Origin of the sequence: Brevibacterium sediminis (genome assembly GCF_013623905.1) — a bacterium.
GTDB classification, from domain to species: Bacteria; Actinomycetota; Actinomycetes; order Actinomycetales; family Brevibacteriaceae; genus Brevibacterium; species Brevibacterium sediminis.
On the sequence record NZ_JABKDD010000005.1, the window covers coordinates 204,290 to 218,222 of the forward strand.

Here is a 13,933-nt window from a genome sequence, read left to right on the forward strand (position 1 = left end):
ACTCGCTTTCCGCACCACTTTCGAAGGAGACCTTCCATGACCGCGACTCTGACCGACACCACGACCCGACCGGCGACCCTGGCCGAATGGCAGGCCGCAGCAGCGGCTCTGACCATCGACGGACGCCCAGTCATCAACGGGCAACGGGTCGATGCACGCTCGGGGCAGACTCATCCGAAGACGAACCCCGCCACCGGTGAGGTGATCTCGCAGCTCCACCTCGGTGACGGATCCGATGTCGATGCGGCGGTGGCGAGCGCCCGCGCCGCGTTCGATGGCGGCGAGTGGTCGCGCGCCTCGGCGACGCATCGGCGCGAGGTGCTGCTGCGCCTGGCCGAGCTCATCGAAGCGCGGTCGGACGAATTCGCCCTCCTCGACACACTCGACATGGGCAAGCCGATCGGTGAGTCCTCGACGATCGACGCCCCGGGGGCCGCGGCCCTGTTCCGCTTCTACGGTGAGGCCATCGAGAAACTCAGTGACGAGATCCCCGTGACCCCGGCCGGGTCGACGGCGCTCGTCACCCGTGAACCGCTGGGCGTCATCGGGGTCATCGTGCCGTGGAACTATCCGCTGGAGATCGCGACGTGGAAGATCGCTCCGGCACTGGCGGCCGGCAATGCCCTCGTCGTTAAGCCTCCGGTCGAGGCCTCGCATTCGGTCCTGCTGCTGGCCGAGATCGCTGCCGAGGCGGGGCTGCCCGCGGGCATCCTCAACGTCGTGCCCGGTCGCGGGTCTGTCGTCGGAACCGCGCTCGGTCGGCACATGGAGGTCGACATGCTCGGCTTCACCGGGTCCACCGAGGTCGCCAAACAACTCCAGGTCTACGCCGGTGAGTCCAATATGAAGCGTTTGGCGCTCGAGGCCGGAGGCAAGAGCGCCAATGTCATCTTCGCCGATACCGACGACTTGTCAGCTGCGGCCCAAAAGGCTGCGTTCGGCATCTTCTACAACCAGGGCGAGGTCTGCTCGGCCACCTCGCGGATCTTCGTCGAACGCCCCGTCTACGAGGAGTTCGTCCATCTGCTCGAGGACGCAGCCGAGAACTTCCAGCCCGGGGATCCGCTCGACCCCGACTCCGCGATCGGCTGCCTCGTATCCGAGAAGCACGCCGACGAGGTGTGGGAATGCATCGAGCAGGCCCGCGCGGACGGCACCATCGTCCAGGGCGGCAATCGCCCGGCGATCAACGGCCGCCGCACCTTCGTCGAGCCGACGATCGTCACCGACCTGCCGGTCGATCACCGTCTGCACAGCCACGAGATCTTCGGCCCCGTCGCCCTCGTCACCCCTTTCGACACCGAGGAGGAGGCGATCTCGAAAGCCAACGAAACGCCCTACGGTCTGGCAGCAGCACTGTGGACGGGAAGCATGGCCCGAGCCCATCGAGTCTCCGCGCGCCTGGTGGCCGGCACCGTCTCGGTCAACACCGTCGACGCACTGGGCTTCACCACACCCTTCGGCGGCTTCAAACAGTCCGGCTTCGGCCGCGACCTCTCCGTCCACGCCCTGGAGAACTACTCGGACTTCAAGACCACCTGGCTGCAGTGGGGGTGAAGCACCCTCGCTTCCGCAAGCCCCACCGACACTGAAGCCCATTCTCGGCGCGGTGAACCGGCAACCACTCCTGTTCGGATGGACGCCGGTTCACCGCGCCATTGTCGTCTCGACCAGCCTGCACCCGGTCAGCACCTCGGCGTTGGCGGCGATGAGCCGAAAGATGTCGTCGGCGTCGAGCGGGGTTCCGCCCATGAAGTGCAGTCCGTAGGCGTCTTCGAGGGCGACGAGGTTGCTCGCCGCCGTCCCCACGGGCAGTGTCATCGTGAAATCGCCCTCCTCGACGCCCTCGTTGAGGACCGCGGCATAGAGCGAGACCTCGAGTCGGTAGAGCTCGGCCATGAGACCGGCATGGAAAGTATCCCTGTGCGCGTGGGTATGCAGCTCATTGAGCACTTGGAAGTCGACGTCGTCGCGAGAGCGCGGGATGCCGCTGCGGATGATCCTGGCCAGCTTGGCCTCCGGAGTCTCACCTGCGATCCCCTGCTCGCGCCGGTTCCAGTAGAACCGTGACACCGCGTCTTCGTGCACCTCACGCACGAGGTCTCCGAGGTCGGGATAGTAGTACGCCACCGAACCGGCACCCAGCTCTGAGTGCGCGGCAACGTCGATGGTTCGCAGCCCGTTGAGTCCGCGCTGCGCGATCGCCTGCTTCGCCGCCTGCACCAGCTGTGCACGGCGTCCCGCCTGATTCTTCGGTCGTGCCATGGCCCCATTATCTCCTGAAGTGATGCAGGCAAACGCGGATCGGTATGGCCGTACCTCTGTCAATCGGCGACCGCCCGTGCAATTCTTTACGGTGTAACTCAAAGAACTCTATCGGACGCCCACTCACAAGGAGGTGGATGGTGTCTTCCCTTGAACGCACGACCGCATACGCGGACGAACAGAAGCAGCATCTGAAGAAGACGCTCGGCCGATTCGACATCGTGCTCATCGTCATGTCGGCGGTATTGAGCATTGAAGTCCTCGCCGAGACCGCAGGATTCGGCGCGGAGACCTTCACCTGGACACTCGTCCTCGCGATCTTCTTCCTCGTGCCCTACGCGCTCGTCTTCGCCGAGACCGGCAGCACCTTCGTTGGTGAAGGCGGAGCCTATATCTGGGTCCGCCAGGCCTTCGGTCGGCCCGCAGGTGCGATCGCCTCGATACTGAGCTGGGTCACTCAGCCCGTGTGGGTCGGCGGTTCGATGGCGTTCCTCGCCACCGGCACCTGGAACCAGTTCATCAGCCCGCTCGAGGCCGGGTCGATCGGCGACTGGATCTTCAAGATCGTCTTCATCTGGATCACGGTAATCGCGGCGATTCTGTCGTTGGCGAAGGCGAAGTGGCTGCCCACGCTCGGCGGCGTGCTTAAGGTCATCTTCATCGCGTTCTTCCTCTTCACCACGATCATCTACGCCGTCCAACACGGCGTTCAGCCGCTCCACCTCTCGGACTTCAGCCCCAGCCTCGGCGGTTTCCTCGGGCTAGTGCCGCTGCTGCTCTTCTCCTACCTCGGGTTCGAGGCATCGAACAGCGCCTCGGACGAAATGAAGAACCCGAAGAAGGACATCCCCGTCGCGATCGCACGTTCTGGATTCATCTCCGCGCTCTGCTATCTCCTGCCGGTCCTCGCCATGCTGCTCGTGTTGCCGACCGAGACGATCACCGGCATCGGCGGACTCCTCGATGCCGTGCAGACGGTGTTCACCGTCTACGGCCCCGCTGCCGAGGTCATGGTCGTGCTCGCGGCGCTGATGTTCGTCATCATCCTCGCCTCACAAGGCGCGGCCTGGATGATCATGAGCGATCGGATGCAGGCACTGACCGCGGCCGACGGAGCATTCTTCGGAGGCTTCTTCGGCAAGATCTCCCGCACACTGGGCACACCGGTCAACGTCAACCTGCTCTCGGGCACCGTCGCCACGGTCTTCCTCATCGCGGCCATGCAGCTCAGCGGTGATGCCGGTGCACTGTTCGGGGTCGTCCTCTCGATCTCCATCTCGACGTTCCTGCTCAGCTACTTGCTCATCATCCCCGCGGCCATCAAGTTGCGCTGGAAGCACCCCGGCATCGAACGCCCCTTCCGCGTGCCCGTCGGCAATGTCGGGTTCACCATCCTCGGCGGCATCGCCTTCCTCTGGATCCTGCTCGGCTCCTGGGTCGCGATCTTCCCCGGCACACTCGATCGGCTCTTCGGACAGGAATACAACTTCCTCGACGAATGGGGCGTCGCTCAGGGACCGTTCACGGCCCTCACTCTCGGCACCCTCGGCGCCCTCGCCGCGCTGGCCCTGATCGGATACGTCCGCGGGCACCGGGTCCGCGTCTTCCGCCCCACACCCGCCGATCCTCAGGATCTGCTCGACGACCTCGACCCCGCTCTCGACAGCAAACTCGATACACAGAAAGGCATGTGAAGACCATGACTGCACCGACAACGACCACCGTCGGCACTTCGACTGCACATCCCCTCGACCGCCTGACCGGTGAGGAGATCGAGCTCAACCGGGCCATCATCGTCGATGCCGGCCACGTGAGCGAACAGACGCTGTTCGCTCTCGTCAGCCTCGTCGAACCGGATAAGCGCGAGGTCATCGCAGGTGCCACCGACCTCGACCGCCGCGTGCGCTCGCTCATCATCGATCGCGACACCGGGGAGCAGGCGGAGCTCCTCGTCTCGCTGACCGAGCGCAAGGTCCTCTTCGCCCGTGTGCTCGATGTCGCGGCCGAGGGTCAGGCTCCGATCACGATGACCGAGTACGAAGAAGCCGAGCAGATGATCCGCAACGATGCGACGTGGCGGGCGGCTGTCGAGGCTCGCGGCATCACCGATGTCGAGACCGTGCGCATCTGCGCGCTCTCCGCCGGATGCTTCGACATTCCCGGAGAGGCCGGCCGCCGCCTCGTGCGCGGTTCGTCCTTCATTCAGTCAGACCCGCAGGACAACGCGTGGGCGCATCCGCTCGAGGGGCTCGTCGCCTACCTCGATCTCAACACCGGCGAGGTGGTCGAGGTCGTCGATACCGACGTCGTGCCCGTGCCCCAGGAGCGCTTCGACTATCATCTCGATTCTTGGCTGCCCGAGCCGCGGACGACGCAGAAGCCGATCGAGATCACCCAGCCCGAGGGCGCGAGCTTCACCCTGAACGGGGATGTCCTCGATTGGGAGAAGTGGCAGGTGCGACTCGGCTTCGATCCGGTCGAGGGCCTGGTGCTCCATCAGATCAGCTTCGATGACGAGGGCGAGCGCCGCCCCATCGTCTACCGCGCCTCGGTGGCGGAGATGGTCGTGCCCTACGGCGACCCCAGCCCGGTGCGCTTCTGGCAGAACTACTTCGACGCCGGCGAGTACTCGATGGGCAAGAACACGAACTCACTCGAACTGGGCTGCGACTGCCTCGGCGAGATCCACTACTCCGATGCGGTGCTCGCCGATGATCAGGGGCATGCGCACACGATCACGAACGCCATCTGCATCCACGAAGAGGATGCAGGCATTCTGTTCAAGCACACCGATGAGTTCACCGGCGCCGTCGATGTGCGCCGCAACCGCCGCCTCGTCATCTCCTTCTTCATCACCGTCGGCAACTACGACTACGGCTTCTACTGGTACCTCTACCTCGACGGCACGATCGAGCTCGAGTGCAAGGCCACCGGCATCGTCTACACGGCCGCGTACGGCGACGAGGAGCAGCGGCAGCGCTGGTCTTCACCGCTCGGCGATGAGGGACTGGGCATGCCCTTCCATCAGCACATGTTCTGCGCCCGCCTCGACATGCAGGTCGACGGCAGCGCCAACGCCGTCGATGAGCAGGAAGCTGTCCGCGTGCCCTTCGGCGACGACAATCCCTACGGCAACGCTTTCACCCGCAAGCTCACTCGGCTCACCGCCGAGGGTGGTCGGACTGCCAATGGGGAGACCGGCCGTGTCTGGCACATCGTCAATCCGGAGAAGAACAACCGGCATGGGTTCCCCGTGGGCTATGAGCTGCGCGTGCCCGATGAGCCGACGATGATGGCGGCCGAGGGGTCGTCGATCTCGAAGCGGGCCGGTTTCGGGTCGAAGCACATGTGGCTGACGCACTTCGATGCGGATGAACGGTTCCCCTCAGGTACGTATCCGAATCAGAACCCGGGTGCCGGCACCATTACGCAGTGGGTCGAGCAGCAGCGTCCGGTCGATGGTGACGACATCGTCGTGTGGGCCTCGTTTGCGATGACGCACTTCCCCCGTCCCGAGGACTGGCCGATCATGCCCGTCGACAAGCTCGGGTTCACAATGAAGCCCTATGGCTTCTTCGACAGGAATCCCGCACTCGATGTGCCGCGCCCGAAGTCGGGACACTGCGGCACGGAGACCGGGCGCTCCTGCGAGTGCGACTGAGGGGTATCCACGATGAGCAGCATGGCATCGTTCCTCATGGTCGCCTCGGGGATCCTGTGCCTGACCGGCGCTCTCGCGTCGAAGGGACGACCGGCGATCGTCGCCGCGGTCGTGATGGTTCTTGCCATGATCGACTTGGCCTACACCGCCATCGTCCCGACAGTCGTCTGGTCGGGGGCGCTGCTCCTCGCCGGGATCTGCTTGGCAGTGTTCCTGCGATCGTCGTCCAGGGTTCCCTCGCCGAGGCGGTCCCCCGCTCTCGTCACGAGTGGCCCGGGCGGCGCGTCGGTGTCCAGGGACGAGGGTAAGGTTCGGTCGCCGATTGCACCCGACAGGCATAGTTCTCAGGGATCTCACCAGGGACCGACGGCTGCTGTCCTCTCCGCCATCACCTATCCGGTCATGGCATGGCAGGTCCTCAACCATGGGGCGCACATGAGCGGTTCGGCGCATGCCGGCGGCCATGCAGCTGGCGGCCACGGGCATCATGCCGGTGACATTTCGCTCATCAGCACGTTCCTGACGGTGGGCGTCGTCGTCCTCGCTGTGCTCTTGGTGATCTGTGCCGTCCACGACATCGCCCGCAGGCGCCCTCTGGTTTCACTCGACTGTTGGGGAATGGCCGCGATGATCGTGGTGATGCAGTTCCTTCACTGACCGGGTTCTTCACTAGCTGGCGAAGTAGAGATCCGAATGCGCCGCGCAGCGTGGGTTGAACGGAGCGGCGCATTTCGGACATTCATCGACGCTCTTGTACGTCACGATCGTCAGTTCGGTCCAGCACATTCCGCAGAGGATGGCGGGCTGGTTCCACTGTTCGCGCGGCCACTGCTGCGCGGGATGATCCGCGGTCTCGGAGTGGCACAGGTGGCAGGGAAAGTAGCGGTCGCAGCAGGCGAAGCGGATGGCGATGATGTCGAGATCGGTGGCGTAGTGCACGCACCGAATGTGTTCATCGGCGGTCTTGCCGAATACTTCGGGGGTCCGCGTCATTGCTTGCCCATCCTTCCTAGCTGTCGCGACTAGGGCTGGTCCCGGTCAGATCCAGCCTAGCCGCAGAGAATCGCTGCCGGTTGGCCGCAGGCAACCGGTCGCACTCATGTTCGCCCGCGTAGAGTGGAAACCCCGAACCGATGAGGATCTATGCCGCCGACTGCCGATTTCGTCCACCCCTTCGCCGAGGTGGCGATGAGCAACATCACCCGTGAGTATCCGTTCGCCTCCCATCATCTGGCGTGGAGTCTGGCCGATATCGTGCCTGCGGTGGAGAAGCACCCCGCATTCGCGAACTCCTATGACTGGCATTCGAGCGTGCACATGCACTACCTGTTGGCGTCGTTGCTGGAGACTGAGGCAGCGCGGAGTACTGATTGGCGCGAACGCGCGATCGAGATCCTGTCTTCGCATCTGAGCGAGGAAAATATGCTCGCCGAGGCAGCCTTCCTCCGTGAGAATCCTTCCTGGGAGCGGCCATATGGTTGGGCGTGGGCGGTTGAACTCAATCGGGTGCTCAATGCCAGTGGCGTAGCGGAGCTGCGGGCATTGGGAAAGAACACCCAGGTGCTCGGTGAGACCGTCTTCGACCTCGTCACCGCATGGCTGCCGAAGGTCGCCGAGCCGGTCCGTCACGGGGTTCATTCCAATACAGCGTTCGGTTTGCGCAGAATTCTCATCGGTGCGCGAATAGCTGACCTACACGACGCCGTCGATACCATTGCGGGTGCGGCCCGTCGCTTCTTCGCCGAGGATACTGCGTGGAATTTCCGTCAGGAACGCAGCGGTCACGACTTCCTTTCCCCCGGCCTGTGCGAGGCTGACCTCATAGCAGAGGTCTTCACCGAAGACGAGTTAGCGACCTGGTTGCCTGGGTTCCTCTCTGAGCTCTCTCCCGAGTCACCGGCTCTTACACCGGTCAAGGTCCTCGACCCGACCGACGGTCAACAGAGCCATCTTTACGGTTTGGGACTCTCAGTTGCGGCATCGGTGATGCGATTGGCTCCGAAGTTAGAGGCGATCGCTGAGAAGTCGGGAGACGAGGACCTTCACGCCCAGGCGAAAGGCATGCTCACCCGAGTCGATTCGCTGATGGCTCCCGGCCTCGAAGCCGCTATCTCGGACGAGTATGTGTCGTCGCACTGGATCGCGACGTTCGCGTGGGAGGCTCTTCGTCTTAATTTGCCCGTGTCTTGAGTCGCCGAATAGTTAACTTCGATAATGCAATCCTGATCAGGAACGACATTGGTTGATCGTTGACATAATCTAAGAACATGGTGAAAGTCATCCGAGTCGTCGGCGCTGTGATCGAGCACCACGGCAGGATTCTCGCTTGCCGGCGCCGCCCAGACAGGGCCGAAGGTGGCAAGTGGGAGTTTCCTGGCGGAAAAATAGAAACTGGCGAAACTCCTCAGCAAGCGTTGTCTCGAGAAATAGCCGAAGAACTCGACCTACACGATGCAAAGGTCCGCGATCTAGTCACGCGAGCCACCACCCAGAGCGGCGACAAACGCATCGATCTGGCGTGCTACTTCGTTGCAGTGACCACACTTCCAAGCTCTAGCACCGATCACGACTCGATGAAGTGGTGCACTCGAGAACAGCTCTCCACTCTCCAATGGGCGAGGGCGGATTTGCCAACTGTGGAAAAACTCGCCACCGGCGCACCAACACCTGAAAACCATTCAGACAGGAGCAAAGATGCCCAACGGTGAACCCGGCGGATTGCGCGCAGCCGCGATCGACTGGTTAGAGATGAGAACTGACAGCGGGCGAGAACCACTCACCCGTGAGGATCTCAGCGATTTCCATTTTGCAAAAAGTGAAACGCGCCTAATCGCACCGATGCAGGGCATTTGGAAGCCCGGCAACTACTCGGCCGCTTTGTCTTTTCGCACGTCGTACACAGCACCGGGTGAATCTCCTCCCTACGAAGACTCCACTGGAATTGACGGTCGATTTAGGTACAAATGGCGAGGCACAGATCCCAACCACCCCGAAAACGTTGGACTACGGGAGGCTCTGAACAACCGCCTCCCACTGATCTGGTTCCGCGGAGTTGCACAAAGCCCTGCCCGTTACCAAGTCATTGCTCCGGTTTTCATCGTTGATGAGGAGCCTGAGCACCAACAATTTGTGTTTGTCGCCGCTGAGGATGCGCAAGCAGCATTTGAGCTCAGCGATTCAGCACACGAAACGGTCGCTCGACGCTATCTCAATAGAATGGCGAAAGCTCGAGTGCACCAGCCCGTTTTCCGGTCCATGGTGCTTTCTGCCTATGAGAACCGGTGCACTGTCTGCATGTTGGCTCACCCCAGTCTTCTGGATGCCGCTCACATCGTGCCCGATAATGATGAACGCGGCATCGCCTCAGTCGTCAATGGACTGGCGATGTGCAAAATTCACCATGCAGCTTTCGACCGGTACTTCCTCGGAATTCGTCCAGACCATGTCGTCGAGATTCGACATGATCTGTTGGAAGAGGTGGATGGCCCGATGCTTAAACACGGTCTTCAAGAACTCCACGGCAATAGCTTGATGACAGTCCCCAAGAGTCGGCGACAGCGCCCGGAAAGAGACCTACTCGAGCACAAATACGAGCAGTTCCGGAACGCGACCATGAACGACGTAGCTTAGTTCTGCCCTCCCGGTTCTTCCGAGCTGGACGTTTCACTGACGTCCCGCTGCGGCGAAATCTACCTTCGCAGACTGACCCGTTACATTCATTGTCAAGCAGCAACCGGGGTCTTTGCCTCGTAGAGGGCCCCGGTCTTGACCATCTCGAACAGAACGTTGAGCCGGCGACGAGCCAGGCACATCACCGCCGCATTATGCCGCTTCCCCTCATCTCGCTTCCGGTCGTAATAGGCCTTCGACAACGGGTCATGACACGACGCAACCCACGCCGAGTGGAACAGGGCGTTCTTCAACCGTTTGTTGCCCGCCTTTGACGGGAACTCACCCCTGATTGATGTCCCCGACCGCCGCGTCACCGGTGCGATCCCGGCATACGCCGCCAAGTGTCAGGCAGTTTTGAACGTATTGAAATCACCGGCTGCCAGGAGGATCTGGGACGCGGTCTTAACGCCGACTCCCGGCATGGACGTTAAGACCTGAAGAAGAGGGAGCGAATCAGCCAACTCCTCAGCTTCAGCCTCGATCTCTTTACGCTCAGCTTTCAACGCCTTGATCCTGGCAGCATGCCGCGGCACCACCGACTCCGACGCCTCGCTCCCGGGCACGGTCACCGTCTGCTCGGCCAGGGCGTCAAAGATCGCATCAATCAGGGCCGACGGGTCTTTACGGGTGTGGTTCTTCGCCCACCGCTTCACCCCCGACTTCCCCGCCGTGCGCAGACCCGCGGGACCGCGGTACCGGATCAGCAGATCCAGCACGATCGTCCTGGTCACGACAGTGCCTTTGAAGACCCGTTCCAGTGCCGGGTGGATCTGCAGCAACAAGGACCGCAACCGGTTGATCACCCTCGTCGTGTCGTGCGCGAGGTCCTCATCCGTGCCGGCCAACACTTTGAGGTTAGCCAGCACAACCGATTCCCTATCTACCGAGCGTAGCGTGTGCGGCATCGTGCGCGCGGTGTCGGCGATGATGAACGCATCCCTAGCATCCGTCTTCGCCTGCCCCGGATACAGATCGGCTGCTTTGCGCATCGCCAACCCCGGAAGATAGGCGATATCGGCACCACAATCCCGGGCGACCGCGACGGGAAGCGCACCGATCGTGTTCGGCTGATCAACAATGACGAGCACACGACCGAACCCGTCCTGCAACCTCGTGATCACGTCCCGAAGCGCGGTCTCATCCTGCGCCAGTTCGTGGTCGAAAACCCGCTCACCTGCCGGATCGAGTCCGCAACCGTGATGGCTGGTCTTGCCGACGTCGAGGCCGAACCAGACGTCGTATTCAGTGTTCATGACAGTCCTCCTCGACCATCCAAACCAGTGGCCGCAGGTTTGTCATGACACCCGATGCTGGCACCCACGTTACGACGAGACCTCAGTTCAACTGGGCCGAGCCCCTATCAGCAGTCAACGCGCGTCCTGGATTCCTGGCGGCAACACCCCCCCCCGGATCATTAATGACAGGGCAAATCAGCCATACCAGGACCAGCGACCAGACCCCGTGCGGGGCCTACGAATAAATATAGGGGCACCCCCCCAATGTTCGATTCGGCCAATGCAAAGTGGCGTGGACTCTTGCGTACCTGCATGGCAATTCGGCGCTCTTCTATTCCTACCCCGGCGCCCAGGTGCACCACCTCGGACATGCAGGGAACACCACAATCGCCTCCAACGAATCCGAGCTGAAGAATTTCCTAACGGGCATCGCCCTTTCAGGGCCGCGGACGATCGATGTGGATCAGATCGTTCAGGCACTCAAGTGAGAGACTGGCGGCATTGCGGGCTTAGGCCGTTGGCGGGCGACCTGGCCCAGCTCGCTCAGCTGATCTCTCCGCATGCCCTGCAGTCAGCTGCGGGTCGATGCGCAGCAGTAGCTGCGCGGCGAAACGCGCATCCGCATCCTCGAGATCCAGATCAGCGATCTCGGCCAGACGTCGCAGACGATAGCGCAGAGTGTTCGCATGCACATGGAGGAGATTAGCCGCTCGGCTGACGTCGCCCATGCACGCCAGCCAGGTGTCGAGGGTGAGCACGAAGTCGGTGCCGTTGTCGAGATCGTAATCGTGCAGCCTGTGGACCGGCCCGGACAGCTGGTCACGCCGCAGCGACACCTGATCCCGCAGGTCCAGCAGCAGAGAGTCGACATAGACCTGCGATAGTACAGCCACCGAGGTACCACGATCTCTCCGATCAAGACCCACGCGCAGGGCTCGACGTGCACCTTCTCTCGCGCTGAGGAGGTCTCGGGAATCCGTGACGATCGGCCCGATCCCGCCGCAGACCCGCACGCGTGTTCCGGCCCGGACCACGAGGTCGCCGACGAATCTCCGTGCCTGCTCCTCCCCGTCGTCAACCGATTGGATTGGCAGTATCCCGAAGATGGTGTCACCTAGCCTCGCCGCACTGGCCTGTGGACGCACCGCCGCGAGATAGACGTTGATGGCGTCGACGATCCGCTGCGCCTCGATGGCTTCGTCCAGCTGCGAGGTCTCCTCCTGATCCACGCCGAGAGCGAAGACTGCGATATGGGACGATTCGATTCCCAGTCTCCTGATGGCGTACTCGGCGCCGTCGCCGCCGTCGAGGGCGGTGGCCAGCAGATCCGCTCGCAGACGACGATCCAGGCCGTCACTTGCTCGCAGCCTGAGCATGTGCAGTGCAGCGATCTTGGCCATGTCCCGGAGAACTCGTGCCAGCTCCTCATCCATCTCATCGGACAGCGCCGCCCAGATCGAGCCGAGGATCTCGCCTCCGGCACGGACCGCGATCGCCGCCCGATTCTTGACGTCGACTCCGTCGACATCGAGCCTGATCGACACCGGCTCGATCGACGAGTACAGCTTCGTGAAGAACCCGGCCGATTGCAGCCTGCGGGTATATTCGACGGGCACCTGACGGTCGAGGATCGTTTCGATGCGCGGTCCGTCCGCGGTGTCCTGGCCCGAGGAGAAGGCGAGCACCCGCGAATTGCGGTCCTCGATCGTGATCGGGGCATCCAGCAGCGAACCGATGGCATTGGCCACGGCAAAGAGGTCCCCACCGGGCAGGCCGTCAATGGTTTCGGTGTCGTCGACCCCGCGCGGGTCGACGAGCAGAGAATTGATGAGGTTGCTCAGCTGCGTCCAGGATGCTCCGGCCACCAGAGTGAACACGGTCATGCCGTATCCGCGAGCGACGTGCGACATGGTCTCCATCAGGTCACGCGGCCCGCGACCGATGAGCACATTCGCACCCGCTGCGCTCATGCTCCGCAGACATCGCCGGACGTCGATCGCATCGGACAGACCGATACCCAGAACGATCGCTCCGGCCGGGATGACCTGATCATCGTGAGGATCGAAGGCAACCACCCCAGTCACGGCCTGATGCGGGTCATCGATCGCGGTGAGCGGGTTGAGCAGAGTCGAGCCGAGGTCATCGAGGACCCGTTCGAGAGTGAGCTGGGACGAAAGTCGCGGCAGCGGCCCACGCGGGGGCAGAGGCACTGGCGAAGCCTGGGTACGACGCGACTGTGCGGAGAGATCAGGCACCATTGGTCCATCCTAGTGCGTGTGCCGCCGCTGGACAGCCGAGTTCAGTCTCGGTCGTCTTCTGACTCATCGACCGTATATCCGCTCGATAACCTCGTCGATCGATGCGATGACTGCATTCGGCTGTTCATGAGTCATCGCATGGCCAGCACCTGGGACGAGTCTCAGTCGGGCATTCGGCATCGATGCCGCGAATTCCTCTGCTGCGGCGTTCTGGCGGTCTCTCATGCGCGCCTCCCATCTGGCGTGCCGCCGGGTGCCCTGCAGCACGACCGCCGGGACTACTGGACCGCCCTGACGTTCGAGGTGCCGCAGCAGGGGCAGCGACGACACGATCTCCTGAGCTTCGCGTCGTCCCGCTCGCGCGCTTCGAGGCGCGGTTAGGTCCCTCCGTCCATGTCGGCGGCGGCAATCTCCGGGGACTCTCCTTCGGGCAGCAGACCACGCTTGAATGCATGCGTACGCCGCAACCTGAACAGCAGGGAGTTGACCCCGAACGCCGCTACGTTGAGCACCGTCATCGCGCCGGACACCACGGTCGCCGAGGTGGCGTCGATGAGGACGAGACCGGTAGTTCGACTGCAATGCAGGCTGGCGAAGACTCGGACGATCGGGCCTCCCCAGCTGTGGCCGACGAGCAGTACCGGACCGGTCTCGCCGAGAGCATCGAGCACCTGAGTGAGATCATCGACGATGCGCTCCAGCGTTGGTCGCGAGTCAGCAGCATCACTGCCTCCGACGCCGGCTCGGTCATAGGCGATGGTCCGGTATCGCGAACTGAGTTCGCGCTGAATGTGATTCCACTGAGAAGCGGCCGAGCCCATGCCGGCCTCGAAGACCACCAG

The 13,933-nt window shown here is 62.8% G+C and carries 12 protein-coding genes and 1 pseudogene; 7 read left to right on the forward strand and 6 right to left on the reverse strand.

The window, feature by feature from the left end:
• Window positions 1-36: 36 nt before the first annotated feature.
• Window positions 37-1,557, forward strand: a complete 1,521-nt coding sequence (locus HK108_RS09800) for an aldehyde dehydrogenase family protein (RefSeq protein WP_181271374.1) — start codon at window positions 37-39, stop codon at window positions 1,555-1,557.
• Window positions 1,558-1,647: 90 nt separating this feature from the next.
• Here the strand turns inward: HK108_RS09800 and HK108_RS09805 are convergent, their stop codons facing one another.
• Window positions 1,648-2,265 carry a TetR/AcrR family transcriptional regulator gene (locus tag HK108_RS09805; protein WP_181271375.1) on the reverse strand — a complete coding sequence of 206 codons (618 nt, stop codon included), beginning with the start codon at window positions 2,263-2,265 and terminating at the stop codon, window positions 1,648-1,650.
• Between the two features lie 137 nt (window positions 2,266-2,402).
• Between HK108_RS09805 and HK108_RS09810 the strand changes: the two genes are divergently transcribed.
• Genes HK108_RS09810 through HK108_RS09820 form a run of 3 tightly spaced genes read left to right on the forward strand, consistent with a single transcriptional unit; the run spans window position 2,403 to window position 6,583 of the window.
• Window positions 2,403-3,959: an APC family permease gene (locus tag HK108_RS09810; RefSeq protein ID WP_181271376.1), complete on the forward strand. Its 1,557-nt coding sequence runs from the start codon at window positions 2,403-2,405 to the stop codon at window positions 3,957-3,959.
• 5 nt (window positions 3,960-3,964) lie between these two features.
• Window positions 3,965-5,926 carry a primary-amine oxidase gene (locus HK108_RS09815; RefSeq protein WP_181271377.1) on the forward strand — a complete coding sequence of 654 codons (1,962 nt, stop codon included), beginning with the start codon at window positions 3,965-3,967 and terminating at the stop codon, window positions 5,924-5,926.
• 12 nt (window positions 5,927-5,938) lie between these two features.
• Window positions 5,939-6,583 carry a hypothetical protein gene (locus HK108_RS09820; protein WP_181271378.1) on the forward strand — a complete coding sequence of 215 codons (645 nt, stop codon included), beginning with the start codon at window positions 5,939-5,941 and terminating at the stop codon, window positions 6,581-6,583.
• 12 nt (window positions 6,584-6,595) lie between these two features.
• On the opposite strand, the gene HK108_RS09825 is transcribed toward HK108_RS09820, so the two are convergent.
• Entirely contained in the window at window positions 6,596-6,919 is a 324-nt protein-coding gene (locus tag HK108_RS09825; RefSeq protein ID WP_181271379.1) for a CHY zinc finger protein, read from the reverse strand.
• A 150-nt stretch (window positions 6,920-7,069) separates the two neighbouring features.
• Here HK108_RS09825 and HK108_RS09830 point away from each other — a divergent pair, with 150 nt between their 5' ends.
• From HK108_RS09830 to HK108_RS09840, 3 genes are all read left to right on the forward strand, one after another.
• Window positions 7,070-8,116, forward strand: coding sequence for a DUF2891 family protein (locus tag HK108_RS09830; RefSeq protein WP_181271380.1), 1,047 nt, complete (start codon window positions 7,070-7,072; stop codon window positions 8,114-8,116).
• A gap of 77 nt (window positions 8,117-8,193) precedes the next feature.
• A complete protein-coding gene (locus tag HK108_RS09835; RefSeq protein ID WP_181271381.1) occupies window positions 8,194-8,634 on the forward strand; it encodes a (deoxy)nucleoside triphosphate pyrophosphohydrolase in 441 nt (146 codons plus the stop codon).
• Window positions 8,621-9,556, forward strand: coding sequence for an HNH endonuclease (locus HK108_RS09840; protein ID WP_181271382.1), 936 nt, complete (start codon window positions 8,621-8,623; stop codon window positions 9,554-9,556). The genes HK108_RS09835 and HK108_RS09840 overlap by 14 nt, the downstream gene beginning before the upstream one ends.
• A gap of 92 nt (window positions 9,557-9,648) precedes the next feature.
• Here HK108_RS09840 and HK108_RS09845 read toward each other — a convergent pair.
• The 4 genes and pseudogenes from HK108_RS09845 to HK108_RS09860 form a co-directional block, all read right to left on the reverse strand.
• Window positions 9,649-10,851: pseudogene (locus HK108_RS09845) on the reverse strand (IS110 family RNA-guided transposase).
• 491 nt (window positions 10,852-11,342) lie between these two features.
• A complete protein-coding gene (locus HK108_RS09850; RefSeq protein ID WP_181271383.1) occupies window positions 11,343-13,043 on the reverse strand; it encodes a PucR family transcriptional regulator in 1,701 nt (566 codons plus the stop codon).
• Between the two features lie 111 nt (window positions 13,044-13,154).
• Entirely contained in the window at window positions 13,155-13,421 is a 267-nt protein-coding gene (locus HK108_RS09855; RefSeq protein ID WP_181271384.1) for an alpha/beta fold hydrolase, read from the reverse strand.
• A 47-nt stretch (window positions 13,422-13,468) separates the two neighbouring features.
• A complete protein-coding gene (locus HK108_RS09860; RefSeq protein WP_181271385.1) occupies window positions 13,469-13,930 on the reverse strand; it encodes an alpha/beta fold hydrolase in 462 nt (153 codons plus the stop codon).
• Between the last annotated feature and the right edge of the window lie 3 nt (window positions 13,931-13,933).

What these genes read in the sequence shown, in the direction of transcription:
- HK108_RS09800 (WP_181271374.1), top strand. Translation starts at nt 37, where the DNA reads ATGACCGCGACTCTGACCGACACCACGACCCGACCGGCGACCCTGGCC.
- HK108_RS09825 (WP_181271379.1), bottom strand. Translation starts at nt 6,919, where the DNA reads ATGACGCGGACCCCCGAAGTATTCGGCAAGACCGCCGATGAACACATT.
- HK108_RS09835 (WP_181271381.1), top strand. Translation starts at nt 8,194, where the DNA reads ATGGTGAAAGTCATCCGAGTCGTCGGCGCTGTGATCGAGCACCACGGC.
- HK108_RS09820 (WP_181271378.1), top strand. Translation starts at nt 5,939, where the DNA reads ATGAGCAGCATGGCATCGTTCCTCATGGTCGCCTCGGGGATCCTGTGC.
- HK108_RS09810 (WP_181271376.1), top strand. Translation starts at nt 2,403, where the DNA reads ATGGTGTCTTCCCTTGAACGCACGACCGCATACGCGGACGAACAGAAG.
- HK108_RS09840 (WP_181271382.1), top strand. Translation starts at nt 8,621, where the DNA reads ATGCCCAACGGTGAACCCGGCGGATTGCGCGCAGCCGCGATCGACTGG.
- HK108_RS09805 (WP_181271375.1), bottom strand. Translation starts at nt 2,265, where the DNA reads ATGGCACGACCGAAGAATCAGGCGGGACGCCGTGCACAGCTGGTGCAG.
- HK108_RS09815 (WP_181271377.1), top strand. Translation starts at nt 3,965, where the DNA reads ATGACTGCACCGACAACGACCACCGTCGGCACTTCGACTGCACATCCC.
- HK108_RS09830 (WP_181271380.1), top strand. Translation starts at nt 7,070, where the DNA reads ATGCCGCCGACTGCCGATTTCGTCCACCCCTTCGCCGAGGTGGCGATG.